Origin of the sequence: Streptomyces sp. E-08, from assembly GCF_049913095.1 — a bacterium.
GTDB lineage: Bacteria > Actinomycetota > Actinomycetes > Streptomycetales > Streptomycetaceae > Streptomyces.
Genome location: NZ_CP183971.1, coordinates 5215297 through 5241192, shown reverse-complemented (window position 1 = coordinate 5241192; position 25896 = coordinate 5215297). Strand labels below are relative to the sequence as shown.

The 25896-nt window shown below is 71.6% G+C and carries 27 protein-coding genes and 1 tRNA gene; 15 read left to right on the top strand and 13 right to left on the bottom strand.

Features of this window, described 5'->3' with window-relative positions:
• Positions 1-12 precede the first annotated feature (12 nt).
• Positions 13-1593 (bottom strand): acyl-CoA mutase large subunit family protein, encoded by a 1581-nt coding sequence (locus ACN9MM_RS24320; RefSeq protein ID WP_426365705.1) that lies wholly within the window; start codon positions 1591-1593, stop codon positions 13-15.
• A gap of 144 nt (positions 1594-1737) precedes the next feature.
• Between ACN9MM_RS24320 and ACN9MM_RS24315 the strand changes: the two genes are divergently transcribed.
• Positions 1738-2631, top strand: a complete 894-nt coding sequence (locus tag ACN9MM_RS24315; protein WP_426365704.1) for a L,D-transpeptidase family protein — start codon at positions 1738-1740, stop codon at positions 2629-2631.
• Positions 2632-2781: 150 nt separating this feature from the next.
• On the opposite strand, the gene ACN9MM_RS24310 is transcribed toward ACN9MM_RS24315, so the two are convergent.
• The 5 genes from ACN9MM_RS24310 to ACN9MM_RS24290 form a co-directional block, all read right to left on the bottom strand.
• Positions 2782-3912, bottom strand: a complete 1131-nt coding sequence (locus ACN9MM_RS24310) for a hypothetical protein (protein WP_426365703.1) — start codon at positions 3910-3912, stop codon at positions 2782-2784.
• On the bottom strand, positions 3912-4601 hold the full coding sequence (locus ACN9MM_RS24305; protein WP_426365702.1) for an RNA polymerase sigma factor: 690 nt from the start codon (positions 4599-4601) through the stop codon (positions 3912-3914). The genes ACN9MM_RS24310 and ACN9MM_RS24305 overlap by 1 nt, the downstream gene beginning before the upstream one ends.
• Before the next feature lie 387 nt (positions 4602-4988).
• Complete coding sequence (locus tag ACN9MM_RS24300; RefSeq protein WP_426365701.1) at positions 4989-5549, bottom strand: hypothetical protein; 561 nt, start codon at positions 5547-5549, stop codon at positions 4989-4991.
• A gap of 66 nt (positions 5550-5615) precedes the next feature.
• On the bottom strand, positions 5616-6260 hold the full coding sequence (locus ACN9MM_RS24295) for a DUF4328 domain-containing protein (protein ID WP_426365700.1): 645 nt from the start codon (positions 6258-6260) through the stop codon (positions 5616-5618).
• Between the two features lie 89 nt (positions 6261-6349).
• Positions 6350-7993: a beta-N-acetylhexosaminidase gene (locus ACN9MM_RS24290; RefSeq protein WP_426365699.1), complete on the bottom strand. Its 1644-nt coding sequence runs from the start codon at positions 7991-7993 to the stop codon at positions 6350-6352.
• A 152-nt stretch (positions 7994-8145) separates the two neighbouring features.
• Here ACN9MM_RS24290 and ACN9MM_RS24285 point away from each other — a divergent pair, with 152 nt between their 5' ends.
• From ACN9MM_RS24285 to ACN9MM_RS24260, 6 genes are all read left to right on the top strand, one after another.
• Complete coding sequence (locus ACN9MM_RS24285; RefSeq protein WP_426365697.1) at positions 8146-8739, top strand: 2-oxo-4-hydroxy-4-carboxy-5-ureidoimidazoline decarboxylase; 594 nt, start codon at positions 8146-8148, stop codon at positions 8737-8739.
• A 192-nt stretch (positions 8740-8931) separates the two neighbouring features.
• Positions 8932-9312, top strand: coding sequence for a succinate dehydrogenase, cytochrome b556 subunit (sdhC, locus tag ACN9MM_RS24280; RefSeq protein ID WP_015035721.1), 381 nt, complete (start codon positions 8932-8934; stop codon positions 9310-9312).
• Between the two features lie 8 nt (positions 9313-9320).
• Positions 9321-9800 (top strand): succinate dehydrogenase hydrophobic membrane anchor subunit, encoded by a 480-nt coding sequence (locus ACN9MM_RS24275; RefSeq protein ID WP_366040856.1) that lies wholly within the window; start codon positions 9321-9323, stop codon positions 9798-9800.
• Between the two features lie 25 nt (positions 9801-9825).
• Positions 9826-11580 carry a succinate dehydrogenase flavoprotein subunit gene (gene sdhA, locus ACN9MM_RS24270; RefSeq protein ID WP_426365696.1) on the top strand — a complete coding sequence of 585 codons (1755 nt, stop codon included), beginning with the start codon at positions 9826-9828 and terminating at the stop codon, positions 11578-11580.
• Positions 11580-12347, top strand: a complete 768-nt coding sequence (locus ACN9MM_RS24265; RefSeq protein WP_426365694.1) for a succinate dehydrogenase iron-sulfur subunit — start codon at positions 11580-11582, stop codon at positions 12345-12347. Before sdhA ends, ACN9MM_RS24265 begins: the two co-directional genes overlap by 1 nt.
• Before the next feature lie 84 nt (positions 12348-12431).
• Positions 12432-12971 carry a hypothetical protein gene (locus tag ACN9MM_RS24260; protein WP_426365692.1) on the top strand — a complete coding sequence of 180 codons (540 nt, stop codon included), beginning with the start codon at positions 12432-12434 and terminating at the stop codon, positions 12969-12971.
• Between the two features lie 15 nt (positions 12972-12986).
• On the opposite strand, the gene ACN9MM_RS24255 is transcribed toward ACN9MM_RS24260, so the two are convergent.
• On the bottom strand, positions 12987-13532 hold the full coding sequence (locus ACN9MM_RS24255; protein ID WP_426365691.1) for a MarR family winged helix-turn-helix transcriptional regulator: 546 nt from the start codon (positions 13530-13532) through the stop codon (positions 12987-12989).
• Between the two features lie 86 nt (positions 13533-13618).
• Between ACN9MM_RS24255 and ACN9MM_RS24250 the strand changes: the two genes are divergently transcribed.
• Positions 13619-14842 carry an MFS transporter gene (locus ACN9MM_RS24250; protein WP_426365689.1) on the top strand — a complete coding sequence of 408 codons (1224 nt, stop codon included), beginning with the start codon at positions 13619-13621 and terminating at the stop codon, positions 14840-14842.
• 19 nt (positions 14843-14861) lie between these two features.
• Here ACN9MM_RS24250 and ACN9MM_RS24245 read toward each other — a convergent pair whose 3' ends face one another.
• Positions 14862-15626, bottom strand: coding sequence for an alpha/beta fold hydrolase (locus ACN9MM_RS24245; RefSeq protein ID WP_426365688.1), 765 nt, complete (start codon positions 15624-15626; stop codon positions 14862-14864).
• A gap of 124 nt (positions 15627-15750) precedes the next feature.
• Between ACN9MM_RS24245 and ACN9MM_RS24240 the strand changes: the two genes are divergently transcribed.
• The 3 genes from ACN9MM_RS24240 to ACN9MM_RS24230 are packed head-to-tail and all read left to right on the top strand — an operon-like array spanning position 15751 to position 17408.
• Positions 15751-16185, top strand: coding sequence for a hypothetical protein (locus ACN9MM_RS24240; RefSeq protein ID WP_426365686.1), 435 nt, complete (start codon positions 15751-15753; stop codon positions 16183-16185).
• Positions 16186-16219: 34 nt separating this feature from the next.
• Positions 16220-16642 carry a thiol-disulfide oxidoreductase DCC family protein gene (locus ACN9MM_RS24235; protein ID WP_426365685.1) on the top strand — a complete coding sequence of 141 codons (423 nt, stop codon included), beginning with the start codon at positions 16220-16222 and terminating at the stop codon, positions 16640-16642.
• A gap of 10 nt (positions 16643-16652) precedes the next feature.
• Complete coding sequence (locus ACN9MM_RS24230; protein WP_426365683.1) at positions 16653-17408, top strand: TetR/AcrR family transcriptional regulator; 756 nt, start codon at positions 16653-16655, stop codon at positions 17406-17408.
• Between the two features lie 56 nt (positions 17409-17464).
• Here ACN9MM_RS24230 and ACN9MM_RS24225 read toward each other — a convergent pair whose 3' ends face one another.
• Both ACN9MM_RS24225 and ACN9MM_RS24220 read right to left on the bottom strand, forming a co-directional pair.
• Positions 17465-19018 carry an ABC transporter substrate-binding protein gene (locus tag ACN9MM_RS24225; protein WP_426365682.1) on the bottom strand — a complete coding sequence of 518 codons (1554 nt, stop codon included), beginning with the start codon at positions 19016-19018 and terminating at the stop codon, positions 17465-17467.
• Between the two features lie 194 nt (positions 19019-19212).
• On the bottom strand, positions 19213-20472 hold the full coding sequence (locus ACN9MM_RS24220; RefSeq protein ID WP_426365681.1) for a metallophosphoesterase: 1260 nt from the start codon (positions 20470-20472) through the stop codon (positions 19213-19215).
• A gap of 157 nt (positions 20473-20629) precedes the next feature.
• Between ACN9MM_RS24220 and ACN9MM_RS24215 the strand changes: the two genes are divergently transcribed.
• Together ACN9MM_RS24215 and ACN9MM_RS24210 are read left to right on the top strand one after the other, a co-directional pair.
• A complete protein-coding gene (locus ACN9MM_RS24215; protein WP_426365679.1) occupies positions 20630-20869 on the top strand; it encodes an SCO4848 family membrane protein in 240 nt (79 codons plus the stop codon).
• A gap of 303 nt (positions 20870-21172) precedes the next feature.
• Positions 21173-21406, top strand: a complete 234-nt coding sequence (locus ACN9MM_RS24210) for a superinfection immunity protein (RefSeq protein WP_426365678.1) — start codon at positions 21173-21175, stop codon at positions 21404-21406.
• A 4-nt stretch (positions 21407-21410) separates the two neighbouring features.
• Here ACN9MM_RS24210 and ACN9MM_RS24205 read toward each other — a convergent pair.
• Positions 21411-21485, bottom strand: a tRNA-Leu gene (locus tag ACN9MM_RS24205).
• Positions 21448-21945: a recombinase family protein gene (locus ACN9MM_RS24200; RefSeq protein ID WP_426368813.1), complete on the bottom strand. Its 498-nt coding sequence runs from the start codon at positions 21943-21945 to the stop codon at positions 21448-21450. The genes ACN9MM_RS24205 and ACN9MM_RS24200 overlap by 38 nt, the downstream gene beginning before the upstream one ends.
• Positions 21946-22086: 141 nt before the next feature.
• Between ACN9MM_RS24200 and ACN9MM_RS24195 the strand changes: the two genes are divergently transcribed.
• The gene (locus tag ACN9MM_RS24195) at positions 22087-23391 is read left to right on the top strand and encodes a D-alanyl-D-alanine carboxypeptidase family protein (protein ID WP_426365676.1); all 1305 of its coding nucleotides are present in this window, start codon (positions 22087-22089) and stop codon (positions 23389-23391) included.
• On the opposite strand, the gene ACN9MM_RS24190 is transcribed toward ACN9MM_RS24195, so the two are convergent.
• On the bottom strand, positions 23285-24223 hold the full coding sequence (locus ACN9MM_RS24190) for a YihY/virulence factor BrkB family protein (RefSeq protein WP_426368812.1): 939 nt from the start codon (positions 24221-24223) through the stop codon (positions 23285-23287). The two genes, ACN9MM_RS24195 and ACN9MM_RS24190, sit on opposite strands and share 107 nt — an antisense overlap.
• A 285-nt stretch (positions 24224-24508) precedes the next feature.
• On the opposite strand from ACN9MM_RS24190, the gene ACN9MM_RS24185 reads away from it, so the two are divergent.
• Positions 24509-25885 (top strand): FAD-binding protein, encoded by a 1377-nt coding sequence (locus tag ACN9MM_RS24185; RefSeq protein WP_426365675.1) that lies wholly within the window; start codon positions 24509-24511, stop codon positions 25883-25885.
• Positions 25886-25896: the final 11 nt, after the last annotated feature.

Below are 25896 nucleotides of genomic sequence, written 5' to 3'. Positions count from 1 at the left end.
TGACGGGGCCGTTCAGAACGCGTCGGTCGGGACGTACGTGCCCCAGACCGCGCGCAGGGCGTCGCAGACCTCGCCGACGGTGGCGCGGGCCCTGAGCGCCTCCTTCATCGGGTACAGGACGTTGTCCGTGCCCTCCGCGGCCTTCCTGAGCGCGGCGAGCGCCGCGTCCACGGCCGGCCGGTCGCGCTCGGCGCGCAGCCTCGCGAGGCGCTCGGCCTGCTGGGCCTCGATGGCGGGGTCGACGCGGAGCGGCTCGTAGGGCTCCTCGACGTCGATCGCGTAGCGGTTGACCCCGACGACGACCCGCTCGCCCGAGTCCGTCTCCTGCGCGATGCGGTAGGCGGAGCGCTCGATCTCACCCTTCTGGAAGCCCCGCTCGATCGCGCTGACCGCGCCGCCCATCTCCTCCACCCGGCCCATCAGCTCCAGGGCGGCGGCCTCGACGTCGTCCGTCATCCGCTCGACGACGTACGAGCCGGCGAACGGGTCGACGGTCGCGGTGACGTCCGTCTCGTACGCGAGGACCTGCTGGGTGCGCAGGGCGAGGCGGGCGGACTTGTCCGTCGGCAGGGCGATGGCCTCGTCGAAGGAGTTGGTGTGGAGGGACTGGGTGCCGCCGAGGACGGCGGCCAGGCCCTGGACGGCGACCCGGACGAGGTTGACCTCGGGCTGCTGCGCGGTGAGCTGCACGCCGGCGGTCTGGGTGTGGAAGCGGAGCATCAGCGACTTGGGGTTCTCCGCGCCGAACTCCTCCCTCATCACCCGGGCCCAGATCCGGCGGGCCGCCCGGAACTTGGCGACCTCCTCCAGGATCGTCGTCCGGGCCACGAAGAAGAACGAGAGGCGGGGCGCGAAGTCGTCGACGTCCATGCCGGCGGCGACGGCCGTCCGGACGTACTCGATGCCGTCGGCGAGGGTGAACGCGATCTCCTGCGCGGGCGAGGCACCGGCCTCGGCCATGTGGTAGCCGGAGATCGAGATGGTGTTCCACTTCGGGATCTCGGCCCGGCAGTACTTGAAGATGTCGGCGATCAGCCGCAGCGAGGGCTTCGGCGGGAAGATGTACGTGCCCCGCGCGATGTACTCCTTGAGCACGTCGTTCTGGATGGTGCCCGTCAGCCGGTCCGCCGGCACGCCCTGCTCCTCGCCGACGAGCTGGTAGAGCAGGAGCAGGAGTGCGGCGGGGGCGTTGATGGTCATCGACGTGGAGACCTGGTCCAGCGGGATCCCGTCGAACAGGACGCGCATGTCGTCGATCGAGTCGACGGCGACGCCGACCTTGCCGACCTCGCCGTGCGCGATCGGTGCGTCGGAGTCGTGGCCCATCTGGGTCGGCAGGTCGAAGGCGACCGACAGGCCGGTGGTGCCGTTGGCGATGAGCTGCTTGTAGCGGGCGTTGGACTCGACGGCGGTGCCGAAGCCGGCGTACTGCCGCATGGTCCAGGGCCGCCCGGTGTACATCGAGGGGTACACGCCGCGTGTGAAGGGGTACGAGCCCGGCTCGCCCAGCTTCTCCGCGGGATCCCATCCGTCCAGGGCGTCCGGCCCGTACACCGGCTCGATGGGCAGCCCCGACTCCGACTCGCGCGCCATGCTGTGTGCCTCCCGACGGTCCTGTCGCCCGGGCCCGTCACCCGGGCTTCCTCAAACAGGATGCGCGGTCCGTGCCCGGAGTGCGCAACCGCACGCGCGCGGGAAGCATCCCTACGTACACACGACGCACCACGGGGGGCAACGATGAAGCGGTCTTCGGCCGTCATACGCAGAGTGGTTCTGGCAGCGGCGGCGGTGGCGCTCGCCGCCGGCTGTACGCCGGACGCGTCCGGTACGGGCACGGGCACGGGTACGCCCTCCGCGTCGGCCTCGGCCTCGTCCGGGACGCCCGGCGCCTCGCCGACCGACTCTCCGACCTCGGACGGCAAGCCGCCGTCCCCGTCCGCGAGCGCCCCCACCGCATCGCCTTCGGGGAGCCCGTCCGCGTCCGCCGGGACGGCCGCGCCGAAGCCGCTCCTGGGCGACGGGGACGAGAACGAGCAGGTGCGCGAGCTCCAGGCGCGCCTGCGGCAGCTCGACTTCTTCGACCGGGCCCCCACCGGGTTCTACGGGACGATGACGGCGGGCGCGGTCAGGAAGTTCCAGGCGAGCCGGGGGCTGCCGGAGACCGGCTCGGTCGACGAGACGACCTGGCAGCAGCTGCTGTCCGCGAGCCGGAAGCCGACCGCCGACGAGCTGAAGCCCGCGACCACGAACAAGCTGGACACCCCGGACCCGCGGTGCATGACCGGCCGGGTGCTCTGCATCAGCAAGGAGAGCCGGACGCTCGCCTGGATGATCGACGGCAGGGTCGTCTCGTCGATGGACGTCCGCTTCGGCTCGGAGAACACGCCGACCCGTGAGGGCCTCTTCAAGGTCGAGTGGAAGGCGCGCGACTGGACGTCGACGATCTACCACACCCCCATGCCGTACGCGATGTTCTTCAGCCGCGGGCAGGCGGTGCACTTCTCGGCGGACTTCGCGGCGCGCGGCTACGCCGGGGCCTCGCACGGCTGCGTCAACGTCCGGGACAAGGTCAAGCTCTCGGCGCTCTTCGACCAGGTGAAGGTCGGCGACAAGGTCGTCGTCCACTGGTAGGGGCGGAGGCAGAAGGGGCGCGGGTGGGACCGGGGGAACGTGTCCCACCCGCGCCAGGTGCGCGGAGCCGTAGGTACGGGGGGAACCCCGGCTCTCTGCGCGGCCGATGACCAGTCGGCATTTCTTACTGCGCCGACGGGCCGAGAAGTGTTACACCCCGAGCGGGACGCGTGCCCGGGCGGTGATTCCGGCGGGCAGCGCGGCGGTGACTCCGGCCTGGAGCCGGGCGTCGGGAAGGGCGGTTCCGGCCCGGGTCCTGGCGTCGCCGCCGCTCCCGTTGCTGCCGTTCTCGCCGCTGTCTCCGCCTGGAGTGCCACTCTCGGACCCGTCCTTCGAGCCGCCCTTGCGGTCGTCGTCGGTGTCCTCGTCGCCCTTGCCGTCGCCCTTGGACGTGTCCTTGGACTCGTCCTGGCCGTCTTCCTTCGACGTGCCGGTGTCGCCGGAGAGGATCCGGTCGCAGTAGAGGCGCAGGGTCTCGCCGGTGCGCAGGGTGTTCGTGAGCTGCCGCCGGCCGGTGGCGTCGAGCTTGCCCGTGCGGTACTGCCGGCAGGCCTTGAGGGCCTTCTCGCGGAGGCCGGTGGAGCCCGAGCCGCCCGTGCCGCCGGTGTCTCCGGTCGTCCTGCCCGGTTCCGGGGTGCTGCGCGGTGCGGGGGTGATCGAGCCGCGCCCGTCCGAGGCGCGGGGGGTCGGGGCGGTGGACCCGTCGGCCGAGGGGGACGAGCCGGGCGTGGGATCGCCGCCGCCCGGTTCCGTCGGGGGTGCCTCGGGGTCCTGGCGTATGCCGGGCTCCTTCGAGACGAGCGGGTCCGCCGTGTCCCCCGCCGAGACGGAGCTGGCGGGCGCCGGGCCGACCAGCGGCAGCACGCCCGTACCTGCGGCGACGGCGACGCCGCCGACCGTGACGGCGGCGAACGCGGCGGCGAGGCCGTACCGCACGGAGCGTCCCCAGCGGCGCGCCGGGGCGGTGCCGGGTGCGAGCCGCACCCGGCCGAGGTCGCGGGCGTGGCCCGCGGGGACGGGCGCGGCGGTCGCGACGGAGGCCGCTGCGGCGGTCGCGGCCCGCTCGGCGGTGGCCTCGCGGAAGGCGGCGAGCGCCGCCGCCTCGCCCGGGAGTTCGGTGCCCGCGGCCGGCGGGGCTGCGGGCGTGCGGGCCGTGCCGAGGGCCTGGGCGAGGCGCTCGGCCTGGTGACGCGCACGGTCGTCGAGGGCCTCGACCGGCTCGCCCCGGAGCAGCCGCTCCGCGGCCTCCTGGTCGAGCCACTGGTACCGCTCGTCGGCCATCACATGTCCTTCTGCGTACGCGGACGTGATTGCGTCACACCGCCGGGGGTCACGGCCCCCGGTGCGCGGCCGCGTTGCGGAGGGACACCGTCCAGTGGGACGACGGCCCCGCCGGTGCCGTCCGGCCCGTCCTGCCCGCCGTCGGCTCCGAGGAGTTCGGCGAGCTTCTTGAGCCCCCGGTGCGCGGCGGTGCGCACGGCGCCGGGGCGTTTGCCCAGGGTGTCGGCGGCGCTCTTGGCGTCGAGGCCGACGACGACGCGCAGGACGACGGCCTCGGCCTGGTCCTGCGGGAGCTGGGCGATCAGGTGCATGGTGTCGCCGGTGGCGAGGGCCTCCAGGGCTTCGCCGGCCGTGTCGGAGTCGGCGGGCTTGTCGGTCAGTTCGGTCTCGTCGGCGCCCACGGCGGGCCTGCGGCCGCGCATCCTGATGTGGTCGAGGGCGCGGTTGCGGGCGATCCGGGCCGCCCAGCCGCGGAAGCGGTCCGCGTCGCCGTCGAAGCGGTCGAGGTCGCGGGCTATCTGGAGCCAGGACTCGGAGGCGACGTCCTCGGCGTCCGCGTCGCCGACCAGCGTGCGTATGTAGCCGAGCAGCCGGGGTTGCACGGCGCGATACACAGTACGGAAGGCGTCCTCGTCCCCGTCCTGCGCAGCGAGCACCGCGGCCGTCAGCTCCGCGTCGTCCCCCAGCACTCCCCAAACCCTGTTCGTCGGTGACGTGGTCGCGCCCCGCGTCATCGCGGCTGGTCATCGCCGCCACGCGGCCTCGCGCACCTGCACGCTACGTCGTGTCGCGGCATCACGTCCACGCGGTCCGGGGTCTTTGTACAACTTGCAACCTTCGGGTGGCCCGCGTGAGTGTGACAGAAACCGCACCCCTGGCGCTGATAGGAGTACGGAGCCGTGCTGCGGCTCCGTGGACGACGACCGGGGCCTCTCCTGTGGGGGGTGGCGGCCCCGGTCGTCTCCCATTTCCCCGCGCTTCTCACCCTTTCGCGCGACCTCACGTCGCGCGGGGCGGATTCCACCCTTCGAGTGCCGACGGGTCGGACGCCGAGACGACGGACCGTGTCCTCGGCCTCAGGCCGTGCGGGCCCGGCGGGAGACGACCGCGCGCAGCACCCGGCCGCCCTCGACGGAGAGTTCTCGCGCCCGGCGCAGTCCGGTCGGGCCGTGGGCGACCGTTTCGAGGACGGCCTGCTGGCGGCGGAGCTCCCCGGCCAGCAGCGGGCCCGCGCCGTCCGCGTCCCCGGCCCGGCAGCGCTCGACGAGGCCATCGGGCACCCCGGCCGCGTCGTACCGCCCGTGCAGGGCGAGCGCCGCGACGGAGCAGTCGGCGGCCCAGACGCGCAGGGCCTCGGCGGTCCAGTCGGCCGGGGCCTGGGCGAGCATCGCGCGGACGGCGCCGGAGTCCTGCGTGCCGTCGGCGTCGAGTTCCACACGGGCCTTGGCGACGGCCTCACCCCAGGCGTGCCCGTCGCCGCGCGCGACGGCCGCCCACACGGGGCGGAGGGCGTCGGCCCCGTCGGGGGCGAGCAGCGGCAGACAGCGGTCGAGGCAGGCGAGTCCGGCCGCGGCCAGCCCTCGCGCGTCGGCCCCGTCGATCAGTTCCAGCAGGCTCCGGCCGTTCCCCGACGTCATGGACGCCTCCTCGCCACCCGATGCGGACGCAGTACTTCCCCTACTGCGCCGGGGGGCGCTTTTTCGTCACTGCGCGGCCGGAATCATGCCAGTGGCCTTGGCGTGCTGCATAGAGGTCAGACGGCGGACGACGAGGATCGCGAGGACGGCGGCGACGACGTTGGTGGTGTAGCTCGCGAGGGACCAGGCGGCGGCGGAGTCGTAGGCCTCCTGCGTATCGGCCCCCTTGTACGCCTGCGAGGCAGCCCTGTCCACGATCCAGTCGATGATCCAGAACGTCCACCAGGCATTCAGGAGCGTCAGCTCCCGGGCGCCGTCGGCGGCATACGGCTGCCAGCGACTGGCCCGCCAGATGTCGACGGCCATCACCCGCGGGATCCAGAGGTTGCCGATCGGGATGAACCAGCCGCCGATGGCCCAGCCGGGCTTCCGTCCCTGCAGGTCGCCGGCCCAGACCTCGGCGTTGTTCCGCAGCCGGTGGAACCAGATGATGAAGACAACGATGGTCGCCACGAAGACCAGGACGTGCACGCTGTAGGCCAGGTTCAGGTCGACCGGCCCGAACACGGCCGGATCGAAGGTGTAGGGCAGCGCGTCGGCCATCAGCCAGCGGGCCTCGAACAGACCGAGCAGGACGTCGAAGAAGATGTTGCCGGCCAGCAGAGCCACGACGGCCTTCGCGAGGCCGTTCGGATCTTTGAGCGTGAGCATGTGGTTCCCCCCAAGGAACGAGCGGCGGCCCGATGGCCGCCGCCGGGGGAACGTACGCGATCCGCACCGATCGCGTCCACGAAGAAGATTCAGCGCACCTTCGCCGCAAGCGCCTTGAACTGGTCCCAGGTCAGCGTCGGTTTCGCCGGGTCCCAGAGCTTCTGCGCGAGGGCCGCGAGCGGCAGCCGGATGCCGGCCGCCACCTGCGCCTGCGTCTGGGCCCGCGGCAGGTCGCCCCAGACCGCGAAGCGGGCGCCGAGGATCTGGGAGTCGTACCGCGCCGGCACCGGGGTGGTGCCGCGCACGACGAGCGGCGTCCACTGCTCGTAGATCCGGCGGCCGGTGGGGTACGTGAAGTCGTTGGGCTGGCCGAGGACGTAGTACAGGTACTCGTCGTTGAGGTTGACCAGCTTCCGGCCCGCGCTCAGGTACGAGACGGGCTGCCGGGCGCCGATCTCCTTGCCCGTCCAGTACTCCACCTCGATGTCCGGGGCCGCGTTCACCACCCCGCCCGTGAAGAAGCCGTCGTTCCAGGCCTTGAGGGTCTTGCCGGTGGGCCGGACGGCGGCCGCGCGGTCGTTGAGCCAGCCGGTGGCGAGGTCCTGGACGCGGCCGGAGGGCCCGTACTTCGCGCGCGCGGCCGCCGCGAGGCGCGGGTAGCTCGCCTCGGGGTTCTTCGACATGAGGGCGACGTACTCGTCGGCCCCGAGGTGCCAGTACGCCCCGGGGAAGAGCCGGGCGTACTCGCGGAGCAGGTCGTCGACGATCCGCGCCGCGTCGGGGTCGGAGATGTCCACGGCCCCGCGCGGGGTCCGCCCGCTCGCGCTCACGAGCTGGAGGTCCGGGTGGGCGGCGATGACCGCGCCGAGGTGTCCGGGCGAGTCGATCTCGGGGACGACGGTGACGTGGCGGCTCGCCGCGAGGGCGAGGATCCGGCGGACCTCGGCCTTGGTGAGGTGCTCCGCCGACACGACCTCGGGGTGGCTCTCGGACTCGATCCGGAAGCCCTGGTCGTCGGAGAAGTGCAGCCCGAGCTGGTTGAGCTTGAGGTCGCCCATCTCGCGGATGCGGTCCTCCAGCCAGGCCGCGGTGAAGGGCTTGCGGGCGATGTCGACGTTGAGCCCGCGCTGCGGTTTCGCGGGCCGGTCGGCGACGGTCCCCTCGGGCATCGCCCCGTCGGCCTTCACCGACTGCTTGAGCGTGCGGGTCCCGTAGAAGACCCCGGCCTCGTCGGGGCCGGCGATCCGGACGCGGCCGTCGCGGACCGTCAGGGTGTACGACTCGGGGGAGCCCGACCCGCCCAGGGCCAGTTCGACGTCCCCGGGTCCGGCCGCGGCGGCGCCGCGGTACGGGATGCCGAGCTCCCCGGCGATCAGCCGTCCCTCGTCGGCGAGGCCCGCGCTGTTCGCGGCGAGGACGACCCCGCCCGTGGGCGCGGGCTTCCAGCCGGGGCCGCGGGCGGCCACGTGGGAGCGGACGGAGGGGATCGTGCGCGGAGCGGTGGAGAGGGGGTAGTCCTTGGTGGGCGCGGGCGTGGGCGTGGGTGTCGGCGTCGGGCTCGGCGGCGGGGCGCTCGTGGTGGTCGCGCTCGCGGACGCGCCGGTGGAGGACGGCACGGAGGGACCCGACGGACCTGACGGAGAACCGTTCGAGCAGGCCGCCACGGTGGCCAGTGTCACCGCGGTGGCCAGAAGGGCGGGGCCCCGGCGGGGCGCCCGTATGGAGTACCGCATCACCCGGAATCCTCCCGCACGGACGGCGGTCCGGCCAATCGGGGGAACGACGGGAGGGCCGGAACCCGATCGTCCATCACCTGTTCCGAAACTCTCCCTTCCGGGTGAAATTCGCGCATCCGTCGGACACTTCCCTCATCCCGTCGATAACGTTGAGTCACGCCCACCCCACCCGTCCCGGAGCACCGGAGCCCACGCTGACCAGCGACACTCATGCCCCCTGCCGGAATCCGGGCTCCACGGACACGCCTGCCATACCTGCCCAGCAGGGATCCGCCCGGCACCTCTCCGGGCTCGTCCGCTTCAACGCCGCACCGGCCGGGGCCGCCGAGGCGCTCCTCTTCGACTGCTGCGCGAGCCGCCGCTGGGCCGAACGGGTGAGCGCTCACCGCCCGTACCCGACGGTCGACGCGCTGCTCGCCGCCGCGGACGAGGCCTCGTACGACCTGTCCCGGGCCGAGCTGGACGAGGCGCTCGCCGCCGAGTCCGCCGCCGCCCCGCACCCCGACGCCCCGCCGGCGGCCCTCATGGCGCTGGGCGCGGCCCACGCCGCGTACGAGAGCCGCTTCGGGCACGCGTTCGTGATCAGCCTGGACGGCGTCCGGCACGACGAGCGTCTCGACCGCGTACTGGCCGGTATCCGGTCACGTCTCGGCAACGAACCGGAGGAGGAGCGCGTGGTCGCCGCCGACGAACTGCGCCGGCTGGCCCGCGCCCGCCTCACGTTCGAAGTCACCACGCCGTGAATTCATCCGTAATGCGGCGATTCGAGCCTGTGCGATAGCCCGTCCGTGCCTGTTTGATCACACTGACGGACCCCGCGCGAGCGAACCGACAAGTCGTCGCTACGATGACCGGGGCCGGTGGACCGTACCCGGCCGGGTCAGACCGACAGAGAAGCCGGCCGACCCTGATCCCCGCTCCCGGAGGGTTTTTCCGTGCCGGCTGGAACGCTGTACCGCGGCCGGGAAGGAATGTGGAGCTGGGTGGCTCATCGAGTCACCGGCGTCCTCATCTTCTTCTTCCTGTTCGTACACGTGCTGGACACCGCTCTCGTCCGCGTCTCCCCCGAGGCGTACGACGAGGTCGTCGCGACCTACAAGACGCCGATCGTCGCTCTCCTCGAGTACGGCCTCGTCGCTGCCATCCTCTTCCACGCGCTGAACGGCCTCCGGGTCATCGCCGTGGACTTCTGGTCCAAGGGCCCGCGCTACCAGAAGCAGATGCTCTGGACCGTCGTGGGCATCTGGGTCGTGCTGATGGCGGGCTCGCTGTACCCCGTCCTCGGCCACGCCGCACGTGAACTGTTCGGGAGCTGACGCCACTCATGTCTGCTGACACGACCTCCGCAGCGATCGGCCCCGTCGAGGGCGGCGCGCACTACGACGTGGACAACCCCGCGCCGTACATCGAGGCCCCCCGCAAGCGCACGGGCAAGACCCCGCGCGCGACCCGCGGCAACTTCGAGATGGCCGCATGGCTCTTCATGCGCCTCTCCGGCGTGGTCCTCGTCGTCCTGGTCCTCGGCCACCTGCTGATCCAGCTCTTCCTGGACGGCGGCGTCACCAAGGTCGGCTTCGCCTTCGTGGCCGGCCGCTGGGCGTCCCCGTTCTGGCAGGTCTGGGACCTGCTGATGCTCTGGCTCGCCATGCTGCACGGCGCCAACGGTCTCCGCACGGTCATCAACGACTACGCGGAGCGGGCCAACACGCGCCTGTGGCTCAAGGGCCTGCTGTACACCGCCACGGTGTTCACCATCCTTCTGGGCACGCTGGTGATCTTCACCTTCGACCCGAACATCCGCTAGGCACGGGGCTGAGGTAATCCACGTCATGAAGATCCACAAGTACGACACCGTCATCGTCGGCGCCGGTGGCGCCGGCATGCGCGCCGCCATCGAGTCGACGAAGCGCAGCCGCACCGCCGTGCTGACGAAGCTCTACCCCACCCGCTCCCACACGGGCGCCGCGCAGGGCGGCATGGCCGCCGCGCTGGCGAACGTGGAGGAGGACAACTGGGAGTGGCACACCTTCGACACGGTCAAGGGCGGTGACTACCTGGTCGACCAGGACGCCGCCGAGATCCTGGCGAAGGAGGCCATCGACGCCGTCCTCGACCTGGAGAAGATGGGCCTGCCGTTCAACCGCACCCCGAACGGCACCATCGACCAGCGCCGCTTCGGCGGTCACTCCCGCAACCACGGCGAGGCCCCGGTCCGCCGGTCCTGCTACGCCGCGGACCGCACCGGCCACATGATCCTCCAGACGCTGTACCAGAACTGCGTCAAGGAGGGCGTGGAGTTCTTCAACGAGTTCTACGTCCTGGACCAGCTGATCACCGAGATCGACGGTGTGAAGCACTCCGCGGGCGTCGTCGCCTACGAGCTGGCCACCGGCGAGATCCACATCTTCCAGGCCAAGGCCGTCATCTACGCCTCCGGCGGCACCGGCAAGTTCTTCAAGGTGACCTCCAACGCCCACACCCTGACCGGTGACGGCCAGGCCGCGTGCTACCGCCGCGGTCTGCCCCTGGAGGACATGGAGTTCTTCCAGTTCCACCCGACGGGCATCTGGCGCATGGGCATCCTGCTGACGGAGGGCGCCCGCGGTGAGGGCGGCATCCTCCGCAACAAGGACGGCGAGCGCTTCATGGAGAAGTACGCGCCGGTCATGAAGGACCTCGCGTCCCGTGACGTCGTCTCCCGCTCCATCTACACGGAGATCCGCGAGGGCCGCGGCTGCGGTCCCGAGGGCGACCACGTCTACCTGGACCTGACGCACCTCCCGCCGGAGCAGCTGGACGCCAAGCTGCCCGACATCACGGAGTTCGCGCGCACCTACCTCGGCATCGAGCCCTACACGGACCCGATCCCGATCCAGCCCACCGCGCACTACGCCATGGGCGGCATCCCGACGAACGTCGAGGGTGAGGTCCTCTCGGACAACACCACCGTCGTCCCGGGCCTGTACGCGGCCGGCGAGGTCGCGTGCGTCTCCGTTCACGGCGCCAACCGCCTCGGCACGAACTCGCTGCTCGACATCAACGTCTTCGGCAAGCGCTCCGGCATCGCCGCCGCCGAGTACTCCGCCAAGCACGACTTCGTCGAGCTGCCGGAGAACCCGGAGTCCCTCGTCGTCGCGACGATCGAGAAGCTGCGCAACTCCACGGGTCACGAGCGGGTCGCGGACATCCGCCGCGAGCTGCAGGAGACCATGGACGCCAACGTGATGGTGTTCCGTACGGAGCAGACCATCAAGACGGCCGTCGAGAAGATCGCCGAGCTGCGCGAGCGCTACGAGAACGTGTCCATCCAGGACAAGGGCAAGCGCTTCAACACGGACCTCCTGGAGGCCATCGAGCTGGGCAACCTGCTCGAACTGGCCGAGGTCATGGCCGTCTCGGCCCTGGCGCGCAAGGAGTCCCGTGGTGGTCACTACCGCGAGGACTACCCGAACCGCGACGACGTCAACTTCATGCGCCACACCATGGCGTACCGCGAGGTCGGCGAGGACGGCTCCGAGACCGTCCGTCTCGACTACAAGCCGGTCGTGACGACCCGCTACCAGCCGATGGAGCGTAAGTACTGATGGCTACCCCCGTACTGGACAAGGTCGAGTCTGCCTCTTCTGGGTCCCCTGCCTCCCCGTACATCACGGTCACGATGCGGATCCGCCGCTTCAACCCCGAGGTGTCGGACGCCGCGGTCTGGGAGGACTTCCAGATCGAGATCGACCCGAAGGAGCGCGTGCTCGACGCCCTTCACAAGATCAAGTGGGACGTCGACGGCACGCTGACCTTCCGTCGCTCGTGCGCGCACGGCATCTGCGGCTCGGACGCGATGCGGATCAACGGCAAGAACAGGCTGGCCTGCAAGACGCTGATCAAGGACATCAACCCCGAGAAGCCGATCACGGTCGAGGCCATCAAGGGCCTCACGGTCCTCAAGGACCTGGTCGTGGACATGGAGCCGTTCTTCCAGGCGTACCGGGACGTCATGCCGTTCCTGGTCACCAAGGGCAACGAGCCGACGCGCGAGCGTCTGCAGTCCGCCGAGGACCGCGAGCGCTTCGACGACACCACCAAGTGCATCCTGTGCGCCGCGTGCACGTCGTCCTGCCCGGTCTTCTGGAACGACGGCCAGTACTTCGGTCCGGCCGCGATCGTCAACGCGCACCGCTTCATCTTCGACTCGCGTGACGAGGCGGGCGAGCAGCGCCTGGAGATCCTGAACGACAAGGACGGCGTGTGGCGCTGCCGCACGACGTTCAACTGCACGGACGCGTGCCCGCGTGGCATCGAGGTCACGAAGGCCATCCAGGAAGTCAAGCGCGCGCTCATCACGCGCCGTTTCTGACCCGCCGGGTTCGGTGCTTCGGCCCGCTTCTGTACGCTGCGGCGTGCAGGAGCGGGCTTTTTTCTTTGTGGAGGACGGGGACTGATGAGCGAGCCGAACCCTTACGCGGACGGTGAGTACAAGTGGGGGCCGGGGCAGGGTGGGGCGCCCGGGCAGCCGGCGTACGGCTACCCGCAGGACGCGACGCCCGGGTACGGGTACCCGCAGACGCCGCCGCCCTACCAGCCGACCCTGCCGGGTGGCGTGCCGGTGCCGCCGCAGCACGGGCCGGCGGGCGGCGGGGCGCCGCTGCTGAGCCTCGGTGACATCACCGTGGTCGGCGACCAGATCATCACGCCGGCCGGCAACATGCCGCTCAAGGGCGCGGTGTGGAACGCGATGGACATGTCGCGGACCGAGGAGAAGATGCCGACGGTCGCGATCGTCCTCGCGGTCATCTTCTTCCTCTTCTGCCTGCTCGGCCTGCTGTTCCTGCTGATGAAGGAGAAGTCCACGACCGGCTTCATCCAGGTCACGGTGACCAGCGGCGGCCGGCACCACTCGACGATGATCCCGGCGACCGGCCCGGACACCATCCACTGGGTGATGGGTCAGCTCAACTACGCGCGCTCGCTGAGCATCTGACGGACGGCGCGCCCGTCAGGCGTGCCAGGACGGGGTCGGGCCGCCCGACTCGGCCTCGACCATGATCCGGCGCAGCATGTCGTTGAGCAGGTCGCGCTCCTCGGGGCCGAGGACACCGAGCAGCCGGTACTCCTCGTGGCCGAGGACGTCCATCGCGCCCAGCCAGGTCTCGCGGCCGGAGGCGGTGAGTTCCACGACGACCCGGCGGCGGTCGGTCGTGGACTGGGTGCGGCGGACGAAGCCGCGCTTCTCCAGGACGTCGAGGCGCCCGGAGACGGAGGCGGGGGCCAGGTCGAGGTCCTGGGCGAGTTCGGAGGGGGCGGCGCTGCCGCCGCGCCCCGCGAGCTTGTGGAGGGTGTCGAACTCGTGGCGTTCCAGGTCGAAGTCGACGAGCGACTGTTCCCGGACCCGGCGCAGGTGGACCGAGAGCTTCTTCATGCGGGTGACCGCGCCTTCGACGACGGGGTCGAGGCCGGGCAGGACGGGCTGCCAGCGGGCGACGTGGTCGTCGGTCCAGTCGCGCGGTTCGCGTGGGGTACGCGGTTCCTCGGGGGACGCCATGGGGTGATCGTACGTGGGTACGGGCACTCTCCCCTCCCGAAGTATTTCGTTGACGAATTATTCGGTGGCGAAATACTCTGCGTCCCATGCCCACGGCCCCCGTGCACCCCGTCGCGACCGCGCCCGTCCGCCACCCCCTGCGCAGCCGCTCCTTCCGCCTCCTCTTCACCGGCCGCGCCCTCTCACTCCTCGGCGACGCCGCCATCCCCGCCGCCCTCGCCCTCGCCGTCCTGGAGGCCACCGGCTCCACCTCGGCGCTCGCCCTGGTCCTCGGCTGCGCGATGGTCCCCAAGCTGCTCCTGCTGCCGGTGGGCGGAGTGGTCGGCGACCGCTTCGACGCCCGTACGGTCGCGCTCACCACGGACCTCGTACGCTGCGCCACGCAGCTCCTCGTCGGCGTCCAGCTGCTCGGCGGCTCCCCCAGCCTCGCCGTCCTCGCGGTCGCCGAGGCCGTCGGCGGCGCGGCCGGAGCCTTCGCCATGCCGACCGTCTCGCCGCTGGTGAAGGGCACGGTGGAGGCGGACGCGCTGCACCGGGCCAACGCGGCGATGGGGGTCGCCCAGAGCGCCACCCGCCTCGCCGGACCCGCGCTCGCGGGCACCCTGGTCCTGACCGTGGGCGCGGGCTGGGCGTTCGTCCTGGACTCGGCCACCTTCGCCGTCAGCGCCCTCCTCCTGACCGCCGTCCGGGTGAAGCGGATCCCCATCCCGCGCCGCTCCCTCCGGGCCGACCTCGCCGAGGGCTGGCAGGAGGTCCGCTCCCGGGACTGGTACTGGACCAGCCTCATCGGCCACAGCGCCTGGAACGGCGCCGCCGCCGTCCTGATGACGCTCGGCCCCGCGATCGCCGTGCGGCAGCTCGGCGGCGGCACCACCTGGGTCGTCCTCCTCCAGGTCGGCGCCGTCGGCTTCCTCCTCGGGGCGCTGCTCGCCGACCGCGTCAGCCCGCGGCGCCCGGTCCTGACCGCGAACCTCGGCCTCGCCACGTACGCGCTGCCGCTGGTGCTGCTCGCCCTCGCCGCGCCCGCGCCGGTGACGATCGCGTCGTACGGGCTCGCGCAGGCCGGGCTCGGCTTCCTCTCCCCCGTGTGGCAGACCGCCGTCCAGCGCGCCGTGCCCGCCCACGCGCTCGCCCGGGTCACCTCGTACGACTGGCTGCTCTCGCTCGCCGCCATGCCCCTGGGGTACGTCCTCGCACCGGTCGCCGCCGCGGCCTGGGGACCCGAAGTGCCGCTGCTCGTGGCCGCGGTGGTGGTCGGCGGCTGCTGCGTGGGCACGGCGCTGGTGCCGGGGGTGAGGCGGTTCCGGTAGGACCGCGCGCGGACCGGCCCTAGGAGAGCTCGGCGAGGAAGGCGAGGAGCAGCCTCGCGGTCTCGTCCGGGCGCTCCAGGGCGGGGAGGTGGCCGGCCCAGTCGAGGTCGACGCGGCGGGCGGCGGGCAGGAGGGCGCCGAGCTCGTCGGCGATCGCCCGGAAGTCGGGCAGGTCGTGGGCGCCGACGGCCACGAGGGCGGGGGCCTGGATCCGGGCGAGGTCGTCGCGGGTGACCTCGGGCGCGACGGGGTGGTTCTCCTCGGCGGCGGCGAGCTGGAGGTCGAAGGCGCGCCGCTGCCCGTCCCGTACGAGGGCGCGGGCGGCGTCCGAGGCCTCCGGCCCGAGCCAGGTGTCGACGTTGAGCTCGACGGCGGCGTCGAGGTCGCCCGCCTCGATGAGCGCGTCCTCGCGGGCACCCCAGGCGCGCAGCTCCTCGCTCGGCGCCATGCCGGGCTTCGCGGAGCCCAGCAGGGCGAGGGCCCGGACGCGTCCGGGGTGCAGGGCGGCGAGTTCGAGGGCGACGCGGCCGCCGAAGGAGGAGCCGACGACGGCGGCCCGTTCGGCGCCGAGGTGGTCGAGGAGCTCGCGCACGTCCTCGGCGTGGGTGTGCGGGGCGTCGACGGGGGTGTCGCCGAAGCCGCGGAGGTCGCAGCGGACGACACGGTGTCCCGCCCCGGCCAGCGTATGGAACTGCCCGTCCCACATCCGGCGGTCGCAGACCCCGGAGTGCAGCAGGACGACGGTCGAGGGGCCGGTGCCGGCCAGGTCATGAGAGAGCGTCACCCGTCGACCCTACGCGGGCGGACGCGACCGGACCAGCGCATAACCGAAGCGACTTGAACGCGTTCAAGAAGAGGTCTACAGTCATGCCTGCCAGCTTTTGAACGCGTTCAAGGGAGGGTGGGGCATGGACCTCACTGTCATCGCGTACATCGCCTACCTGCTGATCGCCGTGGCCCTCACCATCTGGGTCGCCCGCACGCTCAGCCGCAACGGAAGGATCTTCCTCTCCGACGTCCTGCACGGGAACGAGAAGCTCGCGGACGCCGTCAACCACCTCCTGGTGGTCGGCTTCTACCTCGTCAACTTCGGCTTCGTCGCCCTCTACCTGAGCCAGGACGCCGCCGTCGTCGACGCCCGGGCCCTCTTCGAGGCGCTCTCCGTCAAACTCGGCGTGGTCCTGCTCGTCCTCGGCGTGATGCACCTCGCCAACGTGTACGTGCTCAACAAGATCCGCCGCCGCGGGGTCATGGAGCGCGAGCAGGTGCCGCCCGTCCGCCCGCAGGGCTGGACCGCGGCCCCCAAGGCCGGCCCCTGGGCCCCGCCCGCCCCCCAGGGCTGACACGGTGTCGACCCCGGCACACCCCACGATCCCCGTGGGACGCCTGACCGTGCTGTACGACGCCGACTGCCCGCTCTGCGTGCACCTCCGGCACTGGCTGCTGCGCCAGCGGCAGCTCGTCCCGCTCGACCTCGTACCGGCCGGATCGCAGCAGGCGCGACGCCTCTTCCCGGCCCTCGACCACGCCGCCACCCTGCGGGAGATCACCGTGATCGGGGACCGGGGCCAGGTCTACCGGGAGACCGCCGCCTGGATCGTCTGCCTCTGGGCCCTGGCCGAACACCGGCCCCGGGCCCACTGGCTGGCCACCCCCGCCGGACAGCCCTTCGCCCGGATGACCGTCCTCGCGGCCGCGAAGTGGCGCGAGGCCCTCAGGGGCCCGGGACAGGACGACGGGTCCTGGAGGGACGGACCCTGCGGGGACGGGCACTGCGAGGTGCCCGGTCCGCCCCGTTAGGCTCGGCTCTGTGAAGGACGTGAAGGAAGAGAAGACGGCCGACGAGAAGAAGGCCCCCAAGAGCGAGCAGACCCGCACGCTCATCCTCGAAACCGCGCTCCGGCTGTTCAAGGAGCGCGGTTACGACAAGACGACCATGCGGGCCATCGCCCAGGAGGCAGGGGTCTCCGTCGGCAACGCGTACTACTACTTCTCCTCCAAGGAGCACCTCGTCCAGGGCTTCTACGACCGGATCGCCGAGGAGCACCAGGCCGCCGTCGAGCCCATCCTGACCGGCCCCGACAAGGACCTGACCGCCCGGATCCGCGGGGTCTACCTCGGCTGGCTCGACATCGCGGAGCCGTACCACGAGTTCGCGGCCCAGTTCTTCAAGAACGCCGCCGACCCGGACAGCCCGCTCAGCCCCTTCTCCCCCGAGTCCGAGGGACCGCGCGAGGCCGCCATCGAGGTGCACCGGCGGGTCATCTCCGGCGCCTCGGTCAAGGTCGACCCGGAGCTCAGGGAGGCCCTCCCGCAGCTCCTCTGGCTCCAGCAGATGGGCCTGGTGCTGTTCTGGGTGTACGACCGCTCGGAGGGCGCGGCGAACAGCCGGCGCCTGGTGGAGCGCCTGGCGCCGGTCACCGCCCGCGCGATCTCCCTCTCCCGCTTCCGGATCCTGCGCCCGCTGGTCAAGGAGACGCACGAGCTGCTCTCCGACTTCATGCCGACGGCGGCCGGGATGGCAGCCTCGGGCAAGCCAAAGAAGAAGGCGAGCCCGAAGCCCTAGCCGGGGTGCCGGGCGGGCCCCCGAAGCCCCGGCCGGGACGCGGGGCGGGGCACCCCCTAGATCCAGCTGAGCTCCCACAGGCGCCAGATGCCCGTGCCGTCCGTCAGGTACTGGGAGCCGGCGACGGCCTCCGTGGACAGGACGTAGTCCTTCTTCTGCCAGAGCGGGACGAGCGGGACGTCGGAGGCGACCTCGCTCTGGATCTCCTTGAAGTCGCTCGTCGCCCGGCCCCGGTCGCTGTACTGCTGCGTCGAGGCGATCAGGCTGTCGATCCTCTTGCTGGAGAAGCCGTTGTGCAGGGTGTTCTCGGTGCCGACGAGCGGAGCGGTGAAGCTGTCGGAGTCGGGGAAGTCGGGGAGCCAGCCGACGGGGTAGGCGTCGTAGCCGCCCTTCGCGTACCCCTTCTGGAAGGTCTGCCAGTCGGCCTCGACGACCTTGACCTCGAAGAGGCCGGTCTCCTCCAGCTGCCGCTTGATCTCGGCGGCCTCGGCGGCGTAGGTGGCGTCCTTGCGGTAGCCGTACGTGAACTTCACCGGCGTCTTGATCCCGGCCTCCTTCAGGAGGGCCTTGGCCTTCTTCCGGCTCGGCTCCGGGTAGACGTCGAAGAAGGCCGTGCTGTGGCCGACGAAGCCCTGCGGGATGAGGGAGTAGAGCGGCTCGACCGAGTCCTTGTAGACGCCCTCGGTGATCGCCGGGCGGTCGAGGACCGCGGCGACGGCCTGGCGTACGGCCTTGTCCGCCATGGGCGAGCCGGGCCGGACGTTGAAGTTGAGGTTGCGGATCTCGGCGCTCTCAGCCTCGGTGACCCGGGTGCCGTCGTCGGTCTCCAGGGTCGACAGGAACTTGGGCGGGAGCTGCCGGTGCGTCACCTGGACGTCCTTCGCCTTCCAGGCGTTCGCGAGCTCCTCGGACTGGCCGTAGTACTTCACGAGGACCGCGTGACCGGACTTGGTGACGGCGCCCCGGTAGTTCGGGTTGGGCTCCAGGAGCGCGGACTCGCCCTCCTTGTACTCCTTGAGGACGTACGGCCCCGAGCCGTCGACCGCGTAGCCGCCGCGCAGCCTGTTGGCCGGGTACTGGTCCTTGTCGACGATCGAGCCGGCGCCCGTGGCCACCTTCAGCGGGAACGTGGCGTCACGGCCGCTCAGGTGGAAGGTGACGGTGCGGCCCTCGGCCGAGACGCTCTTCAGGGTCGGGAAGAGCGGCTGCGGACCGACGTCCGCCTTGATCCGCAGCATCCGCTCGAAGGAGTACTCGACGTCCTCGCCGGTGATCTTGCGCCCGTTGGCGAAGGTGAGGTCGTCGCGGAGCACGCACTGGTACGTGGTGAGCTTGGTGCCCACGAACTTGCAGCTCTCGGCGGCGTCCGGAACCGGCTGGCTCAGGCCCGGCTTGAACGTCAGCAGCGACTGGAAGACGTTGCTGTACATGGCCCAGGAGCCGGCGTCGTAGGCGCCGGCCGGGTCGAGTGATGTCACCTCGTCGGTCGTGCCGACGGTGATCGGATCGGTCCGGACGCCGTCGGAGGGCAGGAGTTGCCAGCCCCCCACTCCGGCGGCCACCAGTACTCCACAAGTGATGAGGATCCGCAGACGGACCGTCGACCGCATTGCCGTGCTTCCTTTTTTTGGTACCACCCCAGATGCGACGGCCCCCGGAAAACGTCGCGATGGCTGCATCCCATCACACGGATTTCACAAGTGGAAGGAAAAACTTTCACACCACATGTATATGTCCGGGATATGGGAATTTAAGTCGATGAGCAGCACGTATCGCTCTCGGCGCGGGGAGTGACTACGCCCGATCAGGCCTGTTTCGAGGCGAGTTCGACGATCGTGATGTCGGAGGGCGCGCCGACCCGGACCGGGGGCCCCCAGGCGCCGGCACCCCGCGAGACGTACAGCTGGGTGTCCCCGTACCGCTCCAGGCCCGCGACCGTCGGGTTGGCCAGTTCGGCGAGAAGGTTGCCCGGCCAGAGCTGACCGCCGTGGGTGTGGCCGGAGAGCTGGAGGTCCACGCCGTGGCGTACGGCGTCGTGGACGACGATCGGCTGGTGCGCGAGGAGCACGGCGGCGCGGGCCCGGTCGCGGTCGCCGAGGGCCCGTACGAAGTCGGGGCCGTGGCCCTCGCTCTCCCCCGCGACGTCGTCGACGCCCGCGAGGTCGAAGCCGGCCGGGATCTCCACGCGCGCGTTGCGCAGCGGATACAGGCCGAGTTCGCGGACGTGGTCGACCCAGGCGTCGGCGCCCGAGAAGTACTCGTGGTTGCCGGTCACGAAGAACGAGCCGTGCCGGGCACGGAGCCGGGCGAGCGGCTCGGCGGCCGGGCCGAGGTTCTCGACGGTCCCGTCGACGAGGTCGCCGACGACCGCGATCAGGTCGGGCTGGGTGGCGTTGATCGTGTCCACGATCCGCTGGGTGTGGGCGCGGCCCAGGATCGGCCCGAGGTGGATGTCGGACACGACGGCGATCCGGTAACCGTGCGCGGCCCGCGGGATCTTGGCGAGCGGGACGGTGACCCGCTTGACCCGGGGCCCGCGCAGCACGCCGTACGTCCCGTATCCGACGGTCCCGAGGGCGACGGCCGCGGCGGACCCCCCGACGGCCCGGGCCACGAACAGACGCCGGGAGACGTCACCGGCGGCGGGCGCGGGCGCGGGTACGTCCACTGGCTCCGCGGGTACCGCCGGGGATACGGGTACGGTCGCCGCCGCCACGGCCGCCGGCACGGATGCGGGCTCCGCCGCGCGACGGCTCGTCCAGGCGCGCAGGAGCGGCCGGACGGCCTCGCCGACCAGCAGGGCCAGGACCAGGTACAGGAGCACGGCGAGCCACAGGAAGCCGGGCCAGGCGACCGCCTGCTGGACGGGGAAGGGAGCGCCCGCCCGCGAGGAGACCAGGGCGGCCAGCGAGAGCAGCGGCAGGACCACGACGGCGGCCGTGCCCAGACGCCGCGGCAGGCCTCCGGGCGCCGTCACGTCACGCACCAGACGCCGCCACACGTACCAGTGGACCGCGCCGAGCAGCGCGAGCACCACGACCAGGACCAGCAGAAACACGACCACGCCCCCGGAACCCCTCTTCTACACGTCCACGCGGCGCGCGGCACGCACCCCACGCAACCCGATCACGCCGATCACCGTCCCCAGACCCAGCCGCAAGATCGCGGCAGGCCCGTCCGATACTGGCAGGGCACGACCACCCCACTCCGAAGGACACCCCATGAAGCTCAGCCGCCGCGTCTCCTGGTTCCTGCTCGCGTTCGGCGTCTGGTCTTGGGTGATCTGGGTGACCTTCGCGAAGAACCTCTGGAAGGACGGGAGCGGCCTCGCCTTCGACGACGCGGGGAACCCGACGGCGTACTTCTGGGTCCACCTCGCCCTCGCTGTCACGTCGTTCATCCTAGGGACGGCCGTGGGCGTGATCGGCCTGAGGGGCGTACGAGCGAACCCGGGCAAGTAGAAAGCCCCGCCCACGCGGTCCCCTTCCGCTCGATGATCCGGCGGAGCCGTGCAGCAGCATCGTTCCGGGCCGCACGTCGTCGGCTCCGTGCACGGCGGGTGCGAACCGTCGGACGGTCCTCGTACGCCCCGTGGTGTGTCTTGCAGCGGCCCCGATGGGTCGCCGGCTCGGTGCAGTCGATACAGCGCACGGCGCCTCCCGGTGCTTGATGTTGAGCTTGTCACCCATCCTCGGATCAGAACTGAGCGGTGCCGCTCCCGTCGGACTACGCGGCCTGGACAAGCCGCAGCGAGCGAGATAGGGATGGCGTCAACCAACGTTCAGGCCGGGGGACTTATGAGTTACAACGTGCTTGTGCCAGCGGCGCTTGTTGTCGCGCTGCTGTACTTCGTACCGACAGTCGTCGCGGTCGCACGAAGTGTCCCGAACCGAGGGTCGGTCATAGTGATCAACATCTTTCTCGGATGGACGGTGCTCGGCTGGATCATCGCGTTGGCCATGGCAGCCCGGAGCGGGCCGCCGCGTTCCTACACGTAACTCGTGCCCGCCCCCGGACTCGAACCGGGGACCTTCGCGGTCTAAGCGCGACGCCTCTTGCCGTTTGGGCTAGGCGAACTGGTGGTCGTACGCGCCCACCCCGGGAGTCGAACCCGGAACTCTGCGGCCGATATCCCGAGCGAGCCGGGCCGGTACCGCGCACCGCTACCGATTGACCGGGCTCGTTCGACACACGCCGCTTCTTGATGGAATCCATCCGCTTCTCGGTGACGCGTCGCTCGGCTTCTCCGGGCGCCGGTGTCGATCTCCAGGGCGTTGTGTGCGCCCTTGCGGGTCAGCCGGGAGAGTTCGTTGACCACCACCACGTCGACCTCGCCCGCGCGCACGGCGGACATGAGGTCTTCGAATGACGGACGGATCACATGTGGATCCCAACCCGACCTGCCCACGTCTTTGAACGTGTGAACAACCTCCCACCCCCTGCTCGCCGCCAGCGCCTCGCCAGCCGCCACCTGCGCCTCCGGAGACGCCTCGGACGAATCGGGGCGCGCCTTGAACTGTCGGGCGTAGACGGCCACCCGTACGGTGTCCAGCCGCTCGGCTCCCACGGGCGAAACGCATCACCGTCGGTCTCCCGGCCCCCGCTTCCGGGTGGACGGGCGCGGGCGAACCGCCTGCCGGGGTTCGGATCGCTTGTGCGTACCTGTACGTTCTCGACCGTGTCTGCTTCGAAGAAGACCGCTTGGGCGGTCGCCGCTGCTGTGCTCCTGCCGCTCGTCACCGCCGCGCCCGCGGCCCACGCCGACGGGAAGGACGGGAAGGACAAGCAGCCCAAGCCGCCCGCCGTGATGTCCCAGGTCGGCGGGGCCCTGCTCAGCAGGCCGGGGACGCAGGTGCAGCTCCTGTCCGGTGCCCCGGTCCTCCCTAAGGAGCTGTCGGGCCGTTCCTGGATCGTCGCCGACGCGGAGAGCGGCCAGATCCTCGCCGCGCACAACGCGCACTGGCGGCTCGCCCCGGCCTCCACGCTCAAGATGCTCTTCGCGGACACCCTGCTGCCGCAGTTCCCCGCCAAGACGCAGAACCACCTGGTCACCAGCCAGGACCTGGCCGGCATCGGGGCCGGCTCCAGCCTCGTCGGCATCAAGGAGAAGCAGACCTACAGCGTCCGCGACCTGTGGCTCGGTGTCTTCCTCCGTTCCGGCAACGACGCCGTGCACGTGCTGACCAGCATGAACGGCGGTCTCGCCAAGACCGTCACCGACATGAACGACCACGCGGCCGACCTCCAGGCCCTCGACACCTTCGTGGTCTCCCCGGACGGCTACGACGCCCCGCGCCAGGTCTCCTCCGCGTACGACCTGACGCTCATCGCCCGCAGCGGCATGCAGAAGCCGGACTTCCGCGAGTACGCCGCCACGCCCCGCGCCGCCTTCCCCGGCGAGGCCAAGCCGGGCAAGAAGCGCGAGACCTTCGAGATCCAGAACACCAACCGGCTCCTGACCGGCGACATCGGCGTCGCCCCGTACCCGGGCATCGCCGGGGTCAAGAACGGCAACACCACGCACGCGGGTGCCACCTTCACCGGAGTCGCCGAGCGCAACGGCCGGGTCCTGCTCGTCACCGTCATGAACCCCTCCTCGGAGGAGCAGCACGCGGTCTACCGCGAGGCCGCCCGGCTGCTCGACTGGGGCTTCGCGGCGTCCGGGAAGGTGACGCCGGTCGGCGAACTGGTCGCGCCGCGCTCGGCCCGCACGACGCCCCCCACCCACGACGAGGGCACGGTCCCGGCGCCCGGCAAGGACGCCCCGAAGGAGCCGGTCCACGCGACCGCCACCGCCGGGAGGTCCGGCGGGGTCGGGATCGCGCTGGCCGTTGCAGGCGGTGTCCTCGTCCTCCTGGCCGCGGGCGTCTTCCTGGTCAACCGGCGCTGGCCGCTGGCCGCGTCGGCGGCGCGTCGTCGCCGTGCGGAGGAGGACCGGACGACTCCGGAGCCGCAGGACTCTTCGTCGGACGTGAGTCCGTAGCCGTCCACGCCGCGCAGAACAGCAGGAGCTTCGCGGTGAGGTTGATCCAGAGGAGCAGGGCGACCGGCACGCCGAACGCCCCGTACATCGACTTCGCCGCGACCCCCTTCATGTAGCCGCCCAGCAGCAGTTTCAGCAGCTCGAAGCCGACAGCGCCCATGAGCGCCGCCACCACGAGGTCCCGGCGCCGCGGTTCGACGCCCGGCAGCAGCGTCAGCACGTACAGCAGGATCAGGAAGTCGGCGATGACGGCGACCAGGACGGCGGCCGCCTGGAGCAGGTAGCCGCCCGCGCCCTCGCCGGAGATGCCGATCCGGTCGGCGCTCCAGCCGACGGCGGTGGAGCCGAGCCAGGACGCGGCGAGCGAGGCGAGCGCGACGCCGCCGAGGCCGACGAGGACCAGCGCGTCCTTGCCCTTCAGCAGGATCGGGTTGCCCTCGACGGCGTCGAGCCCCCAGACCGCCCGCAGGCACTCCCGCATCGAGCCGACCCAGCTGATGCCGGTCACGAGCAGCAGGGCGCCGGCGACGAGGCCGACGGTGCCGGCGTTGGCGACGAGCGCGCCGATGTCGAGCTGGTCGGAGATGCCGGGCACCTGGTCGGCGACCTTCTTCTCGATCTTGTCGAGCTGGTCGTCGGTGAGGAGCGTGGCGCCGATCGCGGCGGCGACCGTGATCAGCGGGAAGAGGGCGAGGAAGGAGATGAAGGTGATCGCGGCGGCCAGCCGGGTCCAGTGGGCCTCGTCGAGGGTCTCGTACGAGCGCCACGCGTGGGTCCGCATGAAACGCGTCACCCACGGGCCGATGACGGGGAGTCTGCTCAGCCAGTCCATGTCGTACGTCCACTCCTCACGCCGTCGGATCACCCGGGTACGAGAATCCCCCGCCGGGGCGCACAGACCCGCGACCGACATCCCGTACATCGCGGTCCGTGCGAGGGCCGGTGCCGGCGGGCGGCGGGTCGCGGAGCACGACGTCCTCCGGCGCGTGTCGTGCTCGCGCGCGCGCCGCCGCCGCGGGCGCGAGGTCTCTTTCCTGACACTCCTTTAATCACCCATTTCGACGAACCGCCATCCAATACCGGCATAAGCCACAGACCCGGCTATACGGTCACCCTCATGGCTGTCGAGACCCACGTCCTGGACGACGACTGCGAAGCGATCACCGGCTGGGGCCGTACCGCCCCCACCCTCGCGCGCGTGCGGCGCCCCCGCGGGCACGCCGAGGCCGTCGAGGCCGTCCTCGCCTGCGGGCCACGGGGTGCCGTCGCCCGCGGTCTCGGCCGCGCGTACGGCGACGCCGCGCAGAACGCCGGCGGCACCGTCCTCGACATGACCGGCCTCGACCGGATCCTCGCCGTCGACACCACCGCCGGGCTCGTCGTCTGCGAGGCGGGCGTCAGCCTGCACCGGCTGATGGAGGCGCTGCTGCCGCTCGGCTGGTTCGTCCCGGTCACCCCCGGCACCCGGTACGTGACCGTCGGCGGCGCGATCGGCAGCGACGTCCACGGCAGGAACCACCACGTCTCGGGCTCCTTCGGCCGCCACGTGACGGCGCTCGAACTCCTCACCGCCGACGGCGAGATCAGGACCGTGCCGCCCGGGACCCCCCTCTTCGACGCCACCACCGGCGGCATGGGCCTGACCGGCGTGATCCTCTCCGCCACCCTGCGGCTGCTGCCCGTCGAGACCTCCCTCCTGCGCGTGGACACCGAGCGCGTCCCCGACCTCGACGAACTGATGGCCCGGCTCACCGCCGGCGACCACGCGTACCGCTACTCGGTCGCCCGGATCGACCTGCTCGCGCGGGGCGCCGCCACCGGCCGCGCCGTCCTCACGCGCGGCGACCACGCCCCGTACGATGCGCTGCCCCGCCGCCACCGGGCCCGCCGCGCGCCGCTCGCGTTCTCGCCGGGCCGGCTGCCCGTCCCGCCGCCGCGCGTCCCCGGCGGGCTCCTCGGCCGCACGTCCGCCGGGCTCCTCAACGAGCTCTGGTACCGCAGCGCCCCCCGCGCCGCGACCGGCCGTCTCCAGTCGCTGCCGGCCTTCTTCGACCGGCTCGACGGCGCCCTGCACCGGAACCGGATCTCCGGCCCCGGCGGCTTCGTCCACTACCGGTTCGTCGTCCCGTACGGGCAGGAGGAGACCCTCCGGCGGATCGTGCGGCGCATCGCGGACCGGCGCTGCCCGTCCTTCCCCGCCGTCCTGAAACGGTTCGGCGCGGGCGACCCCGGCTGGCTCTCCTTCCCCCTCCCCGGCTGGACCCTCGCCCTCGACCTCCCCGCCGGCCTCCCCGGTCTCGGCAGGTTCCTCGACGGGCTCGACGAGGAGGTCGCGGGCGCCGGCGGCCGGGTCTGCCTCGCCGAGGACTCCCGGGTCCGGCCGGAGGTCCTGGCCGCGATGTACCCCCGGCTCGACGAGTTCCGGGCGCTGCGCGCCGCGCTCGACCCCCGGTCCGTGTTCACCTCGGACCGGGCCCGCCGTCTCAGTCTCTAGATCTCCAGGAG

What these genes read in the sequence shown, in the direction of transcription:
- ACN9MM_RS24320 (WP_426365705.1), bottom strand. Translation starts at nt 1,593, where the DNA reads ATGGCGCGCGAGTCGGAGTCGGGGCTGCCCATCGAGCCGGTGTACGGG.
- ACN9MM_RS24315 (WP_426365704.1), top strand. Translation starts at nt 1,738, where the DNA reads ATGAAGCGGTCTTCGGCCGTCATACGCAGAGTGGTTCTGGCAGCGGCG.
- ACN9MM_RS24310 (WP_426365703.1), bottom strand. Translation starts at nt 3,912, where the DNA reads ATGGCCGACGAGCGGTACCAGTGGCTCGACCAGGAGGCCGCGGAGCGG.
- ACN9MM_RS24300 (WP_426365701.1), bottom strand. Translation starts at nt 5,549, where the DNA reads ATGACGTCGGGGAACGGCCGGAGCCTGCTGGAACTGATCGACGGGGCC.
- ACN9MM_RS24295 (WP_426365700.1), bottom strand. Translation starts at nt 6,260, where the DNA reads ATGCTCACGCTCAAAGATCCGAACGGCCTCGCGAAGGCCGTCGTGGCT.
- ACN9MM_RS24290 (WP_426365699.1), bottom strand. Translation starts at nt 7,993, where the DNA reads ATGCGGTACTCCATACGGGCGCCCCGCCGGGGCCCCGCCCTTCTGGCC.
- ACN9MM_RS24275 (WP_366040856.1), top strand. Translation starts at nt 9,321, where the DNA reads ATGTCTGCTGACACGACCTCCGCAGCGATCGGCCCCGTCGAGGGCGGC.
- sdhA (WP_426365696.1), top strand. Translation starts at nt 9,826, where the DNA reads ATGAAGATCCACAAGTACGACACCGTCATCGTCGGCGCCGGTGGCGCC.
- ACN9MM_RS24265 (WP_426365694.1), top strand. Translation starts at nt 11,580, where the DNA reads ATGGCTACCCCCGTACTGGACAAGGTCGAGTCTGCCTCTTCTGGGTCC.
- ACN9MM_RS24260 (WP_426365692.1), top strand. Translation starts at nt 12,432, where the DNA reads ATGAGCGAGCCGAACCCTTACGCGGACGGTGAGTACAAGTGGGGGCCG.
- ACN9MM_RS24255 (WP_426365691.1), bottom strand. Translation starts at nt 13,532, where the DNA reads ATGGCGTCCCCCGAGGAACCGCGTACCCCACGCGAACCGCGCGACTGG.
- ACN9MM_RS24250 (WP_426365689.1), top strand. Translation starts at nt 13,619, where the DNA reads ATGCCCACGGCCCCCGTGCACCCCGTCGCGACCGCGCCCGTCCGCCAC.
- ACN9MM_RS24240 (WP_426365686.1), top strand. Translation starts at nt 15,751, where the DNA reads ATGGACCTCACTGTCATCGCGTACATCGCCTACCTGCTGATCGCCGTG.
- ACN9MM_RS24225 (WP_426365682.1), bottom strand. Translation starts at nt 19,018, where the DNA reads ATGCGGTCGACGGTCCGTCTGCGGATCCTCATCACTTGTGGAGTACTG.
- ACN9MM_RS24215 (WP_426365679.1), top strand. Translation starts at nt 20,630, where the DNA reads ATGAAGCTCAGCCGCCGCGTCTCCTGGTTCCTGCTCGCGTTCGGCGTC.
- ACN9MM_RS24210 (WP_426365678.1), top strand. Translation starts at nt 21,173, where the DNA reads ATGGCGTCAACCAACGTTCAGGCCGGGGGACTTATGAGTTACAACGTG.
- ACN9MM_RS24190 (WP_426368812.1), bottom strand. Translation starts at nt 24,223, where the DNA reads ATGGACTGGCTGAGCAGACTCCCCGTCATCGGCCCGTGGGTGACGCGT.
- ACN9MM_RS24185 (WP_426365675.1), top strand. Translation starts at nt 24,509, where the DNA reads ATGGCTGTCGAGACCCACGTCCTGGACGACGACTGCGAAGCGATCACC.